29 protein-coding genes are annotated in these 14042 nt (G+C 56.9%); 11 read left to right on the top strand and 18 right to left on the bottom strand.

Translation table 11 applies throughout. The annotated features are described in order from the left end of the window. Positions 1 to 22 precede the first annotated feature (22 nt). A complete protein-coding gene (locus tag FZZ88_RS09830) occupies positions 23 to 244 on the top strand; it encodes a hypothetical protein (protein WP_226423667.1) in 222 nt (73 codons plus the stop codon). On the opposite strand, the gene FZZ88_RS09835 is transcribed toward FZZ88_RS09830, so the two are convergent. Together FZZ88_RS09835 and FZZ88_RS09840 are read right to left on the bottom strand one after the other, a co-directional pair. Further along, complete coding sequence (locus FZZ88_RS09835; protein ID WP_166017006.1) at positions 229 to 522, bottom strand: hypothetical protein; 294 nt, start codon at positions 520 to 522, stop codon at positions 229 to 231. The two genes, FZZ88_RS09830 and FZZ88_RS09835, sit on opposite strands and share 16 nt — an antisense overlap. Positions 523 to 835: 313 nt before the next feature. Continuing rightward, positions 836 to 1696, bottom strand: coding sequence for an SDR family oxidoreductase (locus tag FZZ88_RS09840; RefSeq protein ID WP_166017007.1), 861 nt, complete (start codon positions 1694 to 1696; stop codon positions 836 to 838). A gap of 65 nt (positions 1697 to 1761) precedes the next feature. On the opposite strand from FZZ88_RS09840, the gene FZZ88_RS09845 reads away from it, so the two are divergent. Beyond that, positions 1762 to 2172, top strand: a complete 411-nt coding sequence (locus FZZ88_RS09845) for a YccF domain-containing protein (protein ID WP_166017008.1) — start codon at positions 1762 to 1764, stop codon at positions 2170 to 2172. On the opposite strand, the gene FZZ88_RS09850 is transcribed toward FZZ88_RS09845, so the two are convergent. Next, positions 2173 to 2526, bottom strand: coding sequence for a hypothetical protein (locus FZZ88_RS09850; RefSeq protein ID WP_166017009.1), 354 nt, complete (start codon positions 2524 to 2526; stop codon positions 2173 to 2175). A gap of 333 nt (positions 2527 to 2859) precedes the next feature. On the opposite strand from FZZ88_RS09850, the gene FZZ88_RS12190 reads away from it, so the two are divergent. Continuing rightward, positions 2860 to 2982: a hypothetical protein gene (locus tag FZZ88_RS12190; RefSeq protein ID WP_255453064.1), complete on the top strand. Its 123-nt coding sequence runs from the start codon at positions 2860 to 2862 to the stop codon at positions 2980 to 2982. 9 nt (positions 2983 to 2991) lie between these two features. On the opposite strand, the gene FZZ88_RS09855 is transcribed toward FZZ88_RS12190, so the two are convergent. Further along, complete coding sequence (locus FZZ88_RS09855) at positions 2992 to 3228, bottom strand: hypothetical protein (RefSeq protein ID WP_166017338.1); 237 nt, start codon at positions 3226 to 3228, stop codon at positions 2992 to 2994. 85 nt (positions 3229 to 3313) lie between these two features. Between FZZ88_RS09855 and sodC the strand changes: the two genes are divergently transcribed. Together sodC and FZZ88_RS09865 are read left to right on the top strand one after the other, a co-directional pair. After that, on the top strand, positions 3314 to 3850 hold the full coding sequence (gene sodC / locus FZZ88_RS09860) for a superoxide dismutase family protein (protein WP_166017010.1): 537 nt from the start codon (positions 3314 to 3316) through the stop codon (positions 3848 to 3850). A 354-nt stretch (positions 3851 to 4204) separates the two neighbouring features. Further along, complete coding sequence (locus FZZ88_RS09865; RefSeq protein ID WP_166017011.1) at positions 4205 to 4462, top strand: hypothetical protein; 258 nt, start codon at positions 4205 to 4207, stop codon at positions 4460 to 4462. A gap of 96 nt (positions 4463 to 4558) precedes the next feature. On the opposite strand, the gene FZZ88_RS09870 is transcribed toward FZZ88_RS09865, so the two are convergent. After that, positions 4559 to 4804: an RNA-binding protein gene (locus tag FZZ88_RS09870; RefSeq protein WP_115022097.1), complete on the bottom strand. Its 246-nt coding sequence runs from the start codon at positions 4802 to 4804 to the stop codon at positions 4559 to 4561. Between the two features lie 245 nt (positions 4805 to 5049). Here FZZ88_RS09870 and FZZ88_RS09875 point away from each other — a divergent pair, with 245 nt between their 5' ends. Next, a complete protein-coding gene (locus FZZ88_RS09875; protein WP_166017012.1) occupies positions 5050 to 5223 on the top strand; it encodes a hypothetical protein in 174 nt (57 codons plus the stop codon). A 23-nt stretch (positions 5224 to 5246) separates the two neighbouring features. On the opposite strand, the gene FZZ88_RS09880 is transcribed toward FZZ88_RS09875, so the two are convergent. Then, a complete protein-coding gene (locus tag FZZ88_RS09880; protein WP_166017013.1) occupies positions 5247 to 6440 on the bottom strand; it encodes a glycosyltransferase family 2 protein in 1194 nt (397 codons plus the stop codon). A gap of 30 nt (positions 6441 to 6470) precedes the next feature. Continuing rightward, on the bottom strand, positions 6471 to 6788 hold the full coding sequence (locus FZZ88_RS09885; protein ID WP_115022096.1) for a DUF3303 domain-containing protein: 318 nt from the start codon (positions 6786 to 6788) through the stop codon (positions 6471 to 6473). A gap of 141 nt (positions 6789 to 6929) precedes the next feature. Here FZZ88_RS09885 and FZZ88_RS09890 point away from each other — a divergent pair, with 141 nt between their 5' ends. Then, a complete protein-coding gene (locus FZZ88_RS09890; RefSeq protein WP_166017014.1) occupies positions 6930 to 7100 on the top strand; it encodes a hypothetical protein in 171 nt (56 codons plus the stop codon). Between the two features lie 247 nt (positions 7101 to 7347). Here the strand turns inward: FZZ88_RS09890 and FZZ88_RS09895 are convergent, their stop codons facing one another. Together FZZ88_RS09895 and FZZ88_RS09900 are read right to left on the bottom strand one after the other, a co-directional pair. Beyond that, on the bottom strand, positions 7348 to 7875 hold the full coding sequence (locus FZZ88_RS09895) for a DUF924 family protein (protein ID WP_166017015.1): 528 nt from the start codon (positions 7873 to 7875) through the stop codon (positions 7348 to 7350). Beyond that, the gene (locus tag FZZ88_RS09900; protein ID WP_166017016.1) at positions 7872 to 9545 is read right to left on the bottom strand and encodes a protein adenylyltransferase SelO family protein; all 1674 of its coding nucleotides are present in this window, start codon (positions 9543 to 9545) and stop codon (positions 7872 to 7874) included. The genes FZZ88_RS09895 and FZZ88_RS09900 overlap by 4 nt, the downstream gene beginning before the upstream one ends. A 107-nt stretch (positions 9546 to 9652) precedes the next feature. Between FZZ88_RS09900 and FZZ88_RS09905 the strand changes: the two genes are divergently transcribed. Beyond that, complete coding sequence (locus FZZ88_RS09905; RefSeq protein WP_166017017.1) at positions 9653 to 9799, top strand: hypothetical protein; 147 nt, start codon at positions 9653 to 9655, stop codon at positions 9797 to 9799. A gap of 27 nt (positions 9800 to 9826) precedes the next feature. Here FZZ88_RS09905 and FZZ88_RS09910 read toward each other — a convergent pair whose 3' ends face one another. From FZZ88_RS09910 to FZZ88_RS09920, 3 genes are all read right to left on the bottom strand, one after another. Then, positions 9827 to 10003 (bottom strand): hypothetical protein, encoded by a 177-nt coding sequence (locus tag FZZ88_RS09910; RefSeq protein WP_166017018.1) that lies wholly within the window; start codon positions 10001 to 10003, stop codon positions 9827 to 9829. A 3-nt stretch (positions 10004 to 10006) separates the two neighbouring features. Then, positions 10007 to 10168: a hypothetical protein gene (locus FZZ88_RS09915; protein ID WP_166017019.1), complete on the bottom strand. Its 162-nt coding sequence runs from the start codon at positions 10166 to 10168 to the stop codon at positions 10007 to 10009. A gap of 81 nt (positions 10169 to 10249) precedes the next feature. Beyond that, the gene (locus FZZ88_RS09920; RefSeq protein ID WP_166017020.1) at positions 10250 to 10402 is read right to left on the bottom strand and encodes a hypothetical protein; all 153 of its coding nucleotides are present in this window, start codon (positions 10400 to 10402) and stop codon (positions 10250 to 10252) included. Between FZZ88_RS09920 and FZZ88_RS09925 the strand changes: the two genes are divergently transcribed. Further along, positions 10401 to 10670: a hypothetical protein gene (locus FZZ88_RS09925; RefSeq protein ID WP_166016971.1), complete on the top strand. Its 270-nt coding sequence runs from the start codon at positions 10401 to 10403 to the stop codon at positions 10668 to 10670. The genes FZZ88_RS09920 and FZZ88_RS09925 overlap by 2 nt on opposite strands. A 110-nt stretch (positions 10671 to 10780) precedes the next feature. Next, positions 10781 to 11224, top strand: coding sequence for a tellurite resistance TerB family protein (locus FZZ88_RS09930; protein WP_166017021.1), 444 nt, complete (start codon positions 10781 to 10783; stop codon positions 11222 to 11224). A gap of 57 nt (positions 11225 to 11281) precedes the next feature. Here the strand turns inward: FZZ88_RS09930 and FZZ88_RS09935 are convergent, their stop codons facing one another. The 5 genes from FZZ88_RS09935 to FZZ88_RS09955 all read right to left on the bottom strand — a co-directional run bounded on the left by FZZ88_RS09935 (position 11282) and on the right by FZZ88_RS09955 (position 12658). Then, positions 11282 to 11431 carry a hypothetical protein gene (locus FZZ88_RS09935; RefSeq protein ID WP_166017022.1) on the bottom strand — a complete coding sequence of 50 codons (150 nt, stop codon included), beginning with the start codon at positions 11429 to 11431 and terminating at the stop codon, positions 11282 to 11284. 78 nt (positions 11432 to 11509) lie between these two features. Continuing rightward, positions 11510 to 11749, bottom strand: coding sequence for a hypothetical protein (locus tag FZZ88_RS09940; RefSeq protein WP_166017023.1), 240 nt, complete (start codon positions 11747 to 11749; stop codon positions 11510 to 11512). A 29-nt stretch (positions 11750 to 11778) separates the two neighbouring features. Then, positions 11779 to 11946, bottom strand: a complete 168-nt coding sequence (locus FZZ88_RS09945) for a hypothetical protein (RefSeq protein WP_166017024.1) — start codon at positions 11944 to 11946, stop codon at positions 11779 to 11781. A gap of 79 nt (positions 11947 to 12025) precedes the next feature. Next, positions 12026 to 12217, bottom strand: a complete 192-nt coding sequence (locus tag FZZ88_RS09950) for a hypothetical protein (protein ID WP_115021857.1) — start codon at positions 12215 to 12217, stop codon at positions 12026 to 12028. A 75-nt stretch (positions 12218 to 12292) separates the two neighbouring features. Further along, on the bottom strand, positions 12293 to 12658 hold the full coding sequence (locus FZZ88_RS09955) for an AbrB family transcriptional regulator (RefSeq protein WP_115021855.1): 366 nt from the start codon (positions 12656 to 12658) through the stop codon (positions 12293 to 12295). Between the two features lie 592 nt (positions 12659 to 13250). Between FZZ88_RS09955 and FZZ88_RS09960 the strand changes: the two genes are divergently transcribed. Continuing rightward, positions 13251 to 13706, top strand: coding sequence for a lipocalin-like domain-containing protein (locus FZZ88_RS09960; protein WP_166017025.1), 456 nt, complete (start codon positions 13251 to 13253; stop codon positions 13704 to 13706). 18 nt (positions 13707 to 13724) lie between these two features. Here FZZ88_RS09960 and FZZ88_RS09965 read toward each other — a convergent pair whose 3' ends face one another. Beyond that, the gene (locus FZZ88_RS09965; RefSeq protein WP_226423668.1) at positions 13725 to 13982 is read right to left on the bottom strand and encodes a hypothetical protein; all 258 of its coding nucleotides are present in this window, start codon (positions 13980 to 13982) and stop codon (positions 13725 to 13727) included. Positions 13983 to 14042 lie beyond the last annotated feature (60 nt).

A 14042-nucleotide genomic window follows, 5' to 3' on the forward strand; every position in this document is an offset into this window, starting at 1 on the left:
CAGCGCCTTGCTGAGAGCGGCGATGGACACATCCGTCCTCCCTGAGGGACAGCTCAGCGATGACGATCTGCTTCGGGCAGCCCTCACAGCGTGGGCCGATCAAACTCAGGAATTGCTGCGTTGGATTGAAGGCCAGGGTGATGCCGTCAGCGATACAAGGACTCCAAAGCAAGTGATGGCTCTTGGAAGCTTCCGAACCCATTTGGTGATGGGTCTCAAAGCACTGCGCTACTCCGAAGGCTGAGACAGCTCTTTTAGACGCCGAGCATCACAACATTCTTGGAGAACAGAAAGAAACTGTTCAGGATCCGGTTGATCATCGATGTCGAACTGCGTGGCCGTGATCACTGTGAAGTTGATCCATGCATCCACTTCCGGCCCACCGGAGGCCATCACAAGGTCATAACAGGCTTGGAAATCTGAATCGGGCGCAAGGTCGCGCGCCGCATTGATCACGTCATAAAGCTGATCCAGACCTTCCACTTGTGCCTCAGCAAAGACGGCACGAATGCGGCTCAACATCAGCAGGCGTTCTCAAGTTCAACAACAGAAGACTCGGCAATGATGCAGGACTCTTGTTCTGCAAGATCAAGCAATTCTGCATTGAGCTCCAGCAGCATGAGTGCCAGAGACGAAGCGAACTGGATACAAAATGAGTCTTCTTTCACCACACATCAACTCGATTGAGCAATGTCTAAACAATGCAACGATCCGACCGTGGATCTCGCAATCTCGCTTTACACAAACACGCCCAGTCTCTTACCAAAGATCACAGCGTCTCGAAAGATCAATTCAGTAGCGTCGGCCGAACGGAATCGCTATTTCGCGATGAGTTTCAGGCCGCCACAGGCTCAAGCATGGACGAAATGCTGGGCTGGAAACCGATTTCACGCAGACGTGCGTTACTGACACGGGCATTGAAGATGCGCGCCCCGGGGCGGTCGTGGTTGTCCCAGATCACGGGGGGGAGGCCTTGGTCGTCACACAGTGCATTGGACAGCTGACGACGGGTGAACTGGAGATCATCCACAAGGTTGTAAATCCCTTGAAGCCGTTTCCCGAAAGCGAAGTCAATGCCCCTGATGATGTCCTGCAGATGGACCCAGGCATTGATGTGATTGCCGTTTTTACGAACCGACTGACCCGCAGCACTGCGGATATAGGACGGGATGTCCTTCCCAGGGCCATAAATACCACCGAGCCGAAGAACACAGGCCTGGGTTGAAGCATCGTTTAAGGCGAGAACAGCTGTCTCGGCACTGGCAAGAAGAGCGTTGGCACTGTTGGAAGAATCCAAGGGAGTCAGCTCATTGCAAACGGCACCGGACTGATCCCCGTAAACCCCTGCACTGCTCAGATACGAGACATGCAGCGGCCTGTGGCCTTGACGCTGACGCAGGGCTTCAACAAGGGCTGGAACAGCCTGGCCATAGACCTTTTCGTATTGATCCTCCTCAAAAGTGGAGGTGGTCGGGGCCATAGCGATCAGAACACCATCAAGACGATCCAGAAAGCTGGCATCGGCCATGGAGTCGCAAGCGTTGTAGATGCGGGGATGGTCGACCACATCGCAAAGTTCAACCAACCGTTCGGGGTTGGTCGTGGTTCCAACAACCTCATGACCCTGATGTCTTAGATGGACGGCGACAGCAGATCCGACGTATCCACAACCGATAATTCCGAAACTGCCGGGCATGCCTGGTCAAACACCTTTTACAGAATTTAACGAACGGACATCGGCTTTGCCGTGACAATGGAGACATGATCTCTATGGCCCTCAACCTTCTATGGGTTGTTCTCGGCGGCCTACCCATGGCTCTGGCCTGGTGGGTTGCCGCATTGATCTGCGCCATCACCATCGTGGGACTGCCATGGGCACGGTCATGCTGGGTGATGGGGCTTTTCTCTCTGTGGCCCTTCGGTTCAGAAGCGGTCAACCGCCGTTATCTCAGGGGAAGAGATGACCTGGGAACGGGGACCCTCGGCCTGATCGGAAACGTGATTTGGGTCCTTGTGGCTGGGTGGTGGTTGGCCCTGGGTCACCTCAGCAGTGCATTGGCCTGCTTTGTCACGATCATCGGCATTCCCTTCGGCATTCAACACATCAAACTGGCGTTGATTGCCCTGGCCCCCGTCGGCATGACAGTTGTGAAATCCAAGGGCTTGGACTGATCAGAACAACAGTTGAACCAGCCAGACCATGGCTAAACCCAGCACGCCAGCCAGCAATAGTCCGCCGACCAGGAAAGCGATACCAGCAGCCAGTCCGATCCTGGCCATGGTGTCTGGATAAAGAAGAAACAAGGTCAGCCCCAAAGCCAAGGGCCAGAGCGGCGGAATCAACAGACAGACACCCGTCAAAATCACCAGCTTTCGATCACGCCGTTTCCTTGTTTCCACTCGCGTGGCCACGGCGTCAGCGGCACGATCAAGCTCAGCCTGCTCCTCTTCACTGAGCCAGCGCCCAAAAGCCTTGGCACGATCAAGCTCGTCCTCAAGCCGCTCAGTGGGATTCCGGTTGTTCATCCAATCACCTTAAACAGGCTGGACTGGCAATCACATCGGCTTTGGATTCAAGACGTGCAAACAAATCCATTCACATCGTCATAGGTAATCTTATCTAGGTATTTACCCGCCGAAATAAAATAATTGCCTTAAAAGAAAAACAAGCATAGTGTCACCAAGCGAACCGATGAAAGACATGCTGAGCAGAACTCTTGAATCACCAAATGCAGCCCAAGCCTGTGTAACTGAATCTCAAGTTAATGCCTATTTCGAATGCCTAACACTCTGCAATCTTGACGATGGCAGATGCTACGAACAATGCATTCTTGTACATCTAAAAAGTGAGGACGAGGCATGAAAACCTTGAATCATCAAAGACAAATTGGCGTAGCATCTCTTGTTTCAACAATTGCTGTCGCCCTTCTCGTCATTGGTTTCATGGGGATGGCTCAGCACATCAATGCCAGCGTGCTCTGAACGATCTGGTTACTTCTGACGCTTAAAGGTGTAGCAACCACCGTGGTATCCGGTGAAGGGTTGGGCATAGGTCACCAGCTCCCAACCCTGCTCACCCAACTCATTCATCAATCCCACCAGGCTGACTTCACGCTGCGGATGGTTTCTGGAAATCAGCTGGCGATCATCCAGCCAGAGCTCCTCTATTTCGCCGGTCCATGACTTGCCACGGGGTACGAAGCGCAACTGGGTGTATTCCCACCGCATCACCAAGAATCAACCGAACGATGCTCCATCTTCGCCGCAGAAGGCACCGACAGGGGGGCACAATTCAAGAACATGCTGTTCTGTGATGCGTCGCCTGCTCGCTCAGCTCCTTCTGCTCATCAGCCTGATCACCATCACACCCGGCTGGTGCGGAGCCTTGGAGGTGACACTGCAACGCATCGATGGAAACGGCACTGGCGAGTCGATCGGCAGCATCACAGCGCAGGACACCGATCAAGGCATGGTGATCTATCCCGATCTGTCGGGGCTGACACCAGGGGAGCATGGCTTTCACCTCCACAGCGTTGGCAGCTGTGATGCAGGCGAAATCGAGGATGGCACCGCAGTTGCCGGCCTTGCCGCGGGTGGGCACTGGGACCCGGACGGATCAGGTCAGCACCTCGGCCCCTTCGGCAACGGCCACCGAGGCGACCTGAGCAAGCTGATCGTGGATGACGACGGCAACACAAACACCAGCGTTGTTGCACCGCGGCTCAGCACAGCCGATCTCCGGGGCAAGGCACTGATTGTTCACGCTGGTGGCGACACCTACCGAGACGAACCACCCCTGGGCGGAGGTGGGGCACGGGTTGCCTGTGGCGTGGTGCAGGACGATCGCTGAAGGATCAGAGTGCCAGGCCCGCCCGATTAACGGTTCACCAACCGCGAATGCAGGCGACAAACCCTGAGCGCCTGAACGGGAGGTTCCTGACAGAGGGCTCCGAGCTCGCTGTTCAGCTGGCGGAACAGAGAGAGATCTGCCCCGGGCATCGATGGAAACATGAGGAACAAACCTGAGGCGATCAAACCGATCACAGCACTGGCCCAACTCTTACAAGAATCTTAAGCCTGCGTTGATAGGCATCGGATTCGTTGCATGGCCTCTCCATTCAGGTGCCAGAGCTCGTTTGGCACATCCCCCAGCTGAGGGATTTCAACGGGGTGAGCATGATGAAGACCCCGGCCTTCCAAATCGTTGTTCAAGTCCCCCCTATTTCGCCGCGTCGGGATTTACCTCGTGCTCAGCACAGCAGCCGTCACCGTCGTCAATCAGCTGCAGCTTGAGCAGCAGAGTGCCTACCAGATCTATATCCCCATGTTCATTGGGATTTATGTGGTCTCGCGTTTGATCGATAGCCGGTTCAGCAAGGCCTCTCAAAACCAACAGATCAACACAGGCGCAGCACAAACGGAGGGATCACCCTCATCTACCGAGCGAGGCTTCGGAAGTTGAGGCAAGCAATCCCATTAACAGAACGCCTTGGCGAACAAAAGGGTGATGGGGCGGTGATCAATCACCGCCCCATCACCCGTTGATTGATCCCGAGGATCAGCGGCGAGGTTCGGCCTTACGAACCGAGATGGCACGCCCCATCCACTCGACGTTCTGAAGATCATCAATCGCCGATTGCTCATCGGCTTCATTGCTGAGATCCACAAAAGCGAAACCACGCTTGCGGCCTGTCTCCCGGTCCAGCGGCAAGGAGCACTTGCTCACTTCGCCGTACTGTCCGAACAGGTGTACCAAATCCTCCCGCTCAGCGTCCCAGGAGAGATTTCCAATAAAGATCGTCAAAAAAAAGACTGGCTCAACACTGATTACCTTCGCACACAGCGCACCGAAGCCGATCAACGTTCCTTTTTCGCATGGAACAGCATCGGCTCAGCGGGGCCCAAGAAGAGGCTCTGAATGGGTCAGCGCAATGGCGTGGTCCAGAGAGAACAGAACGCATCGTTCAAGCGTGAATTCCATAGAAGGCCTTTTATTCGAGGCGAGTTCAGCCTTAACGAAAGCAGGCTTGAAGCAGTTAGGACCTTGAGATGACTGGACTCAGCGGCACAAAATCAGACGATTTCATCAACGCAGCCAAAGCGCGCGGAGAGGCTGCTTTAAAAGACAAACAGCCCAGATTGACCAAGCTGGAAACGGCATTCCGGCATGCAGCGCTGCGGCGTCGAGCTGAAGATGCACATAAACAGGCTCGCCACTCGTAATGGTCTGAAAGGACCAAACCCCCTTAGCCGAGAGCGCGTCCTTTCCAGGTCCAGCCACGACCCGTGCGTGTGCGCCAGATCGAAACGGGACCGATCGCACCCACCAGCAAACCACCCACACCCATCAGGTACCAGTACCTGATGGGCACATCAAAGGTGCTGCGCGTCCAGAGCCGCAGCAGCAGCTGCTGAACGATGGCTAGACCCGCCGAAGCCATGAGCCACAACCAAGCGACTGACAGCACGGGCTGAAGCCAGAGCAGAACGAGCGATGTCGGCAACAACAGCCACGGAACTGTGAACATCAGGACCACCACCAAGGCGGCACCGATGGCTTTGGCTGGATCCCTGTCCAACCCGAGGAACCAATTCTTGGTCCACCCTTCCCAGAGTGCAGCGAGGTCGGCATACATCCGAAGGTCGACCGCATCGAGGCCCAGCAAATAACTAAGTCGATAGCCGCCGGCCTTGATGGCCCGGGCGAGGGCGAGATCCTCCACCACCTCTCCCGCGAGAGCCCGGTGACCACCAATGCACTCGTAGGTGGATGCCTTAAACAACATGAACGGACCTGCCGCAAACGCCACCGGCGATTCCGGATTATTGGTTTCAAGGATGGGGAAGCCAAGGCCCAGCAGGCTGGCCATGATCGGCTGAACCATCCACTCCGCCAGGCATCCGCAGCTCAGCCGCGGTGCCAGGCTCAGCAGATCGGCGTGCTCATCAACAGCTTGCGCCAGGGCCCGTTGAAGCGCATCCGGCTTCAGTCGAACGTCTGCATCGATAAACAAAAGCCAGTCGCTGGAGACCTGCTCGACGGCCTTACTGCAGGCCCAGTTCTTGCCGACCCAGCGCTCGTCGGCAGGTCGGGGGCCCGCCTTGATCAGGCGGAATCGTGAAGCGGTAGAACCGGCCCGGATGGCGTTCTCGACGGTCGCATCTGTTGACTCGTCGTCCACCACCACCACTGACCAATCCCGGCAAGGGGGCGCACTGGCCAGCACGCTGCCCAGGCAGTCAGCGATGTTGTGGGCTTCGTTGAAGGCGGGGATGACCACCGTCAGGGAGGTGTCTGGGGCGGAAACCTCCTGGGCCGGCTTCAATCGCGGTGCAACAGCAAACACCCGTCGCAGACCCAACTGAAGGATCAACAATCCCGCTGAAGCTGCTGTGGCCGTAGCGAGAAGCAGCACAGGCTCAAGCAGGGCGAGCGTCACGGCCAGACATCGGTGTGAAGGAGAGCCGTCTCAGTCGACGGATGCTGCAGCTTCCACCATCGGCCACATGGCAGCAAATTCGGCATCCGAAACCACAGCGGTGACATCAAACTGAATACCGAAATCCTTGATCCAAGGGCCGAGGTGCGCCCAGACCTTGCCGATATCACTGGCAACGGCAATTGCCACACCACTACCGCTGATCGGCTCGCAGACGCGATATTTGAGTGCGAAGCCATCAAAGACATCTCCAGGGGCTCCAGCATTGATGTACTCAGCAAAGCCTGGAGATGACTCCCACGCCCCCTCCACAGTCGGGAACGTCCAAACAATCAGATAGTGCTGCAAGGTGAAGGGTGCAATCAACTGATTCGTAGCCACGGAATGCCGCAATCAACGCTAAATCGCAACTGAATTCAGCAGTCATTCAGGAGGAGCTTCGCGAAGAGCTGGCAGCGGGCTACAGCTGAAATAGGTCTAAGCGCAGTCATGGCTCTCCACGTCGCCAATGAAATGGATGAAGTCGAAGTCGCTGTCTGGTGGGACCTGTCGCGCATCGTCCGTCACTTCGAACGTCAAGGATTGGAGCGACGGGAGGTAAAAGTTGCCGTCATGAATGCGGCGCTTCGATTGATGGCTGATGAAGGGGAACAGAAGTAAGCAGAGTTGTAAAACAAAGCAGAGATGCTGTTAGGAGGAAAAATGATTGCGTTGGTGTGCATTCACCTCAACGCCTTTGTCATTTTGCCCATCGGGAGACTGGAACAAGATTTGACTCGTTGATCTACCGTTTGAAACAGAAATGAATTCCTGAAACACAGAGCGTTAACGAGATACTTTTTACGTTGAGACCAACGAGTGCTGAGGACCGATTGCGGAGATAGAGCGAGACACACGCGCAACGGGATCATCCTTCCAGAAACAAGACTTCTGCCCGTGAACTGCTGCGTCCGAGGGCAGCATTGCGCTGGGGATAACGACTGAAGCGCTGCAGCTGCATCAAATTGCGGCGAGCCACATCGGCTGTGGCGGCATCCGCCCATTGCTCCAGCAAGGGAATGGCCTTCGCCACCACGCCTTCCTCTTCGCTGTGCAGCAGAGGCATCAGCCAAAACTGACGTCGCGGTCGCTGCGGTTCAGCCGCTACCCATCCTTGTTGGAGGCCCATCAGGGCAACAGCCAACGCCTGTCGATCTCCTGAGAAGGCCCTGGCCTCCCCGCGCCAGATCTGACGGCTGAATTGATCCAGCAACAACACCAGAGCCAGAGCGCTGCAGGGCTGATCCGCCCACTCCTGAAGATCACCGGCAAGAGCACGCTCAACCAAAGCACCAAAACGATCGCGCACCAAAGCATCGAAGCTGTCGCGGCGGCGAAACCACTGCCAGGGACGGCACTGCTGAAACCAGAAGTGCAGAACGTCATCAGCGGTCAAGACGAACAGCTGTAGTGGGACACCCCTCCAGCGCTGAAGAACTCCCGGGGCTTCAAGCGGTCGTATCGGGCCGCCAGCTCGGGGGAAGGGGTGTCGTAGGGCGCGCTGAACAGCTGCTGAAGTTCAGCCATCAGGGAGGTACTGCCTTCGGCTGCCTGCTGGTAAGCCGGAGCGATCAACCACTCACGCCAGGTGATCGCCGGATTGACCCGCCGCATACCCGAGGAGATCAGGGACGGATCGACGCCATGGGGCCACTGGGCACGCCAGCGTTGCAACCAGTCCTGCCACTGGGATTCGAGGGTCGCCGAGAGGGGCAGATAGAAACAGTCCCGCAGCGGATCAATCTGATCGGGCAGATCCGACAAGCGGCGGAAGAACATCGAATAATCGGCGCTCGACTCCACCAGGAGCTGCAGCAACTCCTGCACCAGTGTTTCAGCGGTGCCGGACAAGCCGAGTTTGCTGCTCCACATCCGTTGCATGGCGTCCTGCATGGCAACAGGGAAACCCTCCAGCAACTGGTCGAGTTGTGCCTGAGCCTCCGCCTGGCCCTCCATCAGCGTGCGCAGGGATTTCCAGAACATGCGGTAGTTGGCCTCAGCTGCAACCGGCTGGTTGAAAAAGCAGAAATGAGCGCCGCCACCGGTCCAGGGCTGAAAGCGCGGATCGAACAGCTCACAGAATCCGAACGGGCCGTAATCGAGAGTGAAGCCACCGGCGGCGCAGTTGTCGCTGTTGAAGTTGCCCTGGCAGTAGCCAACGCGGATCCAGTTGGCGACCAAGGCCGTGAGGCGATCACGGAACACCTGCGCCAACAGCACAACCTGATCGCTGAAGGGCAGGCGGGGATCGATCTCCTGGCGGTAATTGCGTTCGATCAGGTGCGCCACGATCAGGTACAGCTCCTGGTGCGCCTTGGGATGGGTATCACTGCGGGCACGGCGGGCGAACAACTCCAGCTGACCCACCCGCAGAAACGATGGCGCCACCCGGGTGCTGATGGCCGCAGGGTTGTCGACCATCACGTCCGGGTCCATGGAGCGTGAGTTCTCTGAATACCAGGGGCGACGCACCGTCTCAGCATGGGAGACGTAGAGGGTCAGAGAACGGGAGGTGGGAACACCGAGGGCGTGCATGAACTCCTGCGACAGAAACTCACGAACACTGGAGCGGAGCACCGCTCGACCATCGGCACCACGGCAATAGGGCGTCGGACCACCCCCTTTGAGCTGCATCTCCCAGCGGCGCCCCTCAAACACCCCTTCAAACACCGACATGGCTCGGCCATCGCCGTAGCCATTGCCATTTCCAAAGGGGCACTGCTGGGTGTATTCCGTGCCGTAGATCGACAGGGCATAGCCCGTTGCCCAGCCCCAAGGCCGCATTGGACCGGTGGCCACAAGGAGATCGCCTGAGAACATCCTGCGGAACTGATCGTCCTGGGCAAGGTCGTCACTCAGGCCAAGCTCCTTGAACAACGTTCGGCTATGCGCGACGTATTCGGGTTCAGGCAACGGGGTGGGTGTCACCGGCACGTAATGACCGGAGAGGACCTGGCGAGGGCGGTGGTCCTGCCCATCAGCTGTCGCCTCCGGATCAGGAGTCAGGGCTTCCAGCAGGGAATAGTCGGCCCGCTCGGCGAACTCAGCAAACGTGGCGGTGCTCATCGGGCCTTGAATCTGACTCCATCATCGCCAGGAGTGTGGCCGGGTGTTTTGACCGATGGCCAACTCTGAGCAGAGGCCTTACACCGAGGGAAGCATCCAAAGGAACGATGGGAAAAGCCAAAAAACTTCGCTCCGACAGCAGGCAGGAGGAGCTGATCACCAGCCTGATCGGCCTGGCCGCCATCTTCGTGGCAACCGCCATCTGGTGGAGCTTGGCTCCCCAGTGGCTGACCAGCACCTGGCAAAACTTTTAACCCGGAAGCTGCGTCGCAGAAGCGAATTTAGTAATCCGGCATGGACGACTCAGATCGCAGCGTGCACCAGGGCTCAAGCAGCGTCGGGCGACCGCAATGGGGACAATCCTGCCCCCGCTTTTCCACCTGCACGAAAGGGATCCAGCGGGAGTTGTCCTTCCCCTCGTAGCCACAGTGCTTGCAGTGAATTCGGTACTCAGCCATGGCTCAAAGCGCAGACTTCTCCTGGCGTTGAACGGCTTCATGGGCCTGACGCAGGCCATGCACCATGAAGCAGTAAGCCGGATTGCAGACCAGATAACGCCCTTCACCGATGGCATCAATGGTGGAGCCTCGCGAGGTGGCAAAAATGCGGCTTTTGAACTCCATCCAATCTCCAGATGCTGACCTCACTGTTGTGAGGGCACAGAGCAACGGCAACCCGTGTAAAGGCGCATTTTTGCGAGTGACTCAGTCGATCCGTTCGCAATGATCGCCATCGCATTGCAATCCGCATTGGGGTTGCTTGGCGCCGTACTGCCAAGGGCGACGCATCGCCCAATACTCATCCACCAGACCGAGCAGGTAGGTGCCGACGCGTCGGAGCAGGGAGGGCTGTTTCATGCCCTCAAGCTGGCAACAGCGGCACCAGCCTGCAACCGATCGCCACGAAATCGAAGTGGCGCAACACAGCCTGGATGGGTTAGCCCCGAAGCAGTGCAATCGAGCCATGACCACCACGCAACACTCCAACCATCTGCTGGAAGAGCTCGTCGCCGAGGAGATCGTCTATCAGATTGATCAGATCGCTGAAGAGCTGCAGCGGGAAGGCTGGCCGATCGCCATGGTGAAACGGTTCATGCATGTGGCCGTGGAGCGTCTTCCGGAGTGAGGCCATCCCCCAGATAGGCCAAACAACTCATCTGGGTCGCTCTGTGACGCTTTAGACAATCACGAACCGCGGATTGCGTTGACAGTTGGGCAACGCCTGCGTCATCCCAGATGAATGTCGTCACAGCCTTTGCGGCCGTTGGCCTCACTGCGGTGTCGTGGGACGACACCCTCAGCCGCGCCGGAGCAAGGGCATTCCGGCACGCCCTCGACTACCGCGAGCCTTACTGCCGGATGAGTGACAACGAGCTGGTGCTCTTGATGGATGCCGTGCTCGCGCTGCGGATGGAGCGGGGAAATAAGGCTCTAATGCTTGAAGCGGCCAAGGTGCTCAGCGCAGATCAGGCCCTCACGGCCTACGCCATGGCCTCGGAACTGATGCGCTCCGATGGTGCCTATTCCGCAGAAGAACGTCGCCATCTCGATCTGTTGGCCTTGATGCTCTCCATTTCGCAAGTGGAAGCTGAACGCATCGATTCGGTCTTCGACTTGCTGCATGCCCCCCTGGAGTCGGCCCGCAACGCATCAGCCGGAATACCGTCAGCCGTCAGCTGAGGGCGATCGCCCCAAGATCAAGCGGGATGTGCAGCCGCTCAGCACCGATACCGAGGATCAGGCAGCACGCTTGTCATCACCGAACCAGATGCCCCGGCGGCTGTCGGGCAGACGAACGACGGCGCGCTCATAACGCTGACGACAGCTGCGGGAACGGAGATGGTCCTCAGCTTCCTGAAGCAGCAGTTGCAGCCTGACGTCATCCATGGAATTGCCTTGATGCCAACCCATTCAGGCCACGATCTGAGCAGCGTCAAGGGCCTGGGGGAAGGGCCAAGGCAGCAGTCAACCTGGGTAGGCCACGTTCAACTCCTCCGATCCATAGCGGAGCAGGAAATCCGCCTCGGATTGCTCGGAGAGCAATAGACAGGTGTGGTGGTTGTAGCCCGTTCGGTAGCAGTAGACATCAAGCCCCTCAGGGTTGCGATTGGAGAGAATGATTTCTCCCGTCCGAAGCACGTAGCGCGTCGACATAACGATCCACCAACTGATGTCTTCGAGATAGCGCTGATCAAGTGCAACCAATCACCTCTGTGCTGAGCTGCTCACCGGAATCATTCGGTGTCGACCCGGATGAAAAAACGACTTTCCACGTCCATCTCCCCCTGCTCATCGACCTCGGGATCGCCCTCCACCAACTCCACGGCGAAATCTTTGTCCTCCAGTTCATGCACAACGCTCTGACCATGCACCAGGTTGTGGACAAGCAGGAGTCGTTTCATCGGTGAACTGAGGCGCCATTCCACCGGTTGGTAGCAACAGGTTGATTGGAACAGATTGATTGGAACAGCCCTTCAACGTTCAGCGGAAGCCGAAACCATCACCAATCGGCTGCTTGGCTGAATATTCCCGCGACAAAGCATCAAGCATCAGAGCGATGTAGCGGTCATCCATGCCGATGTCTTGCTTCAGCTGCCGCATCATGTTGTTGATGCTCTTGAAGGTGTCTGGAATGTGATGGTCCAAATGCTCCTTGGTGGGTTGGTAGGGCATTGGAGCAAAAAAATTCCCCGTGGAACCTAAGAGGCCACAGGGAGAAATGTTGTTTCTGCTGAACCAGAAATGAAATCAATCCTCTTCTTCAGAACCACCGACGGGAATCAGGCGGATCTGCTTACGTCCCAGCTTGATTTCGTATTCATCACCAGGCTGCAGTTCAAGGATGGCGGTGTAGGCCTTACCGATCAGCAGATTGCCATTGCCCTGAACCACAGCTTTGTAAGACAACTTGCGACCACCCTTACCAACACCGGATCCACCGGTGGAAAAGGAGAGGCCCTTGGCTTCCAGCAGAGCCTCGTAGAACGCCGTGAATTTCACCTGTTCAGAGCCGTCTTTCTTGGTGACGACATAGCCACAACCTTTGGCCAGATCTGTTTTGGCGCAATCGCCAAGTTCCTTGACGCGGTTGAGCAATTCAGCTCCGGTAAGCATGGGACTGTGAGAACGAGACCCACGTATTAGACCCCATATTTGCAAGATCACAAGGGGATAAAAAAGCTAATTTCAGTTGTTTTGCTCGGAAGTCTTTCAACACCGCAGGCTCAATCGATAAAACCGATCGATAAACCCGATCGATGCAACGGATTGCGAGCAAGAATCAAGCGACAACCTCGATCGCCGTGGGTGGATGGTTTGACACAGCCATCAGATGCCAACTGATGGCATCGAAGATTCAACGAGCTGACAGACACCGACTCTCAGTTCCAATCAGATCCTGATCAGGTGGGCTTCGATTGGTTGGTCAACACGAACCGACATCAGGTTATGAGTTTCAGACCAGATCCAAGCCCAGAAAATGCTTGCTGGCTGTTGATCAGGACGGATCACCATGAACCTCCACGTCCGCTTGCACCAGTCAGCCATCGACGCGCACCGAAGGACGACGCCATCAAAACCCGAGCATTTTCGTGGTTGTTGTTACTGGATTGGCATTCCATGGCTTCAATTTCACAGGAATCCTGTGATGCGGTCTGTAGAAGCTGGATGGCGATCGATAGGTTGCTCCTCAGGAACAGGTTCAGTTGTGAGCGTCAGTTCGGTTCAACCCGCCCAAACCATCACTTCACCCACAGTTCATGGCGCCTGGCAGCTGTTGAGCTACTGCGTCGAAGAGCAATCCAATGGCAACACCTTTGCGCCAATGGGCGATCACCCCAGCGGATATGTGATCTTCACACCGGAAGGACGTCTCTCCTTCATGCTCTCGGCCGAAGGACGGCAACCAGGCTCCAGCGCCGAGGAGCGCTCGTCTCTACTGAGCAGCATGATTGCCTACACCGGCATTTACCGCCTGGAGGGTGATCGCTGGATCACCCAGGTGGATGTGGCCTGGAACCCCGAGTGGGTTGGCACCGAACAGACCCGCTTTTTCTCAATAGACGGTGATCTGCTCACAGTGCGCACCCCTTGGAGGGTGATGCCCAACTGGCCCGAAAAAGGGCTGACCCGCAGCATTGTTCGCTTTCAACGCTGCCGCTGACGCCCTAAATCACAGCTTTCAAGTCTCCGTGTCACCTTTCTGCCCGCCACAGACATGGCGAGGTTGGTATCCCTGCTGTTCGGCCAGATAACGGAGATAGACGATCTGATGACGATCCGGCATCCCGACGGCGGCAATCAGACCCAACGGACCAAACAACAGGCCAGCCAACAACCAGCGGTTGCTGTTGCGTGCCTTCTGGGCGGCAACAGTTTTGGACAAACCAGCGCTGATCAAATGGGAGACCAGCACCATGACCAGGAACTTGAGATCCACGTAGTTGGCTCAGCACACACCTTCAGGTAGCCAGCACCTGAAGCACTGTCAGCCCTAAAA

Source organism: Synechococcus sp. PH41509, from assembly GCF_020514285.1.
GTDB lineage: Bacteria > Cyanobacteriota > Cyanobacteriia > PCC-6307 > Cyanobiaceae > Parasynechococcus.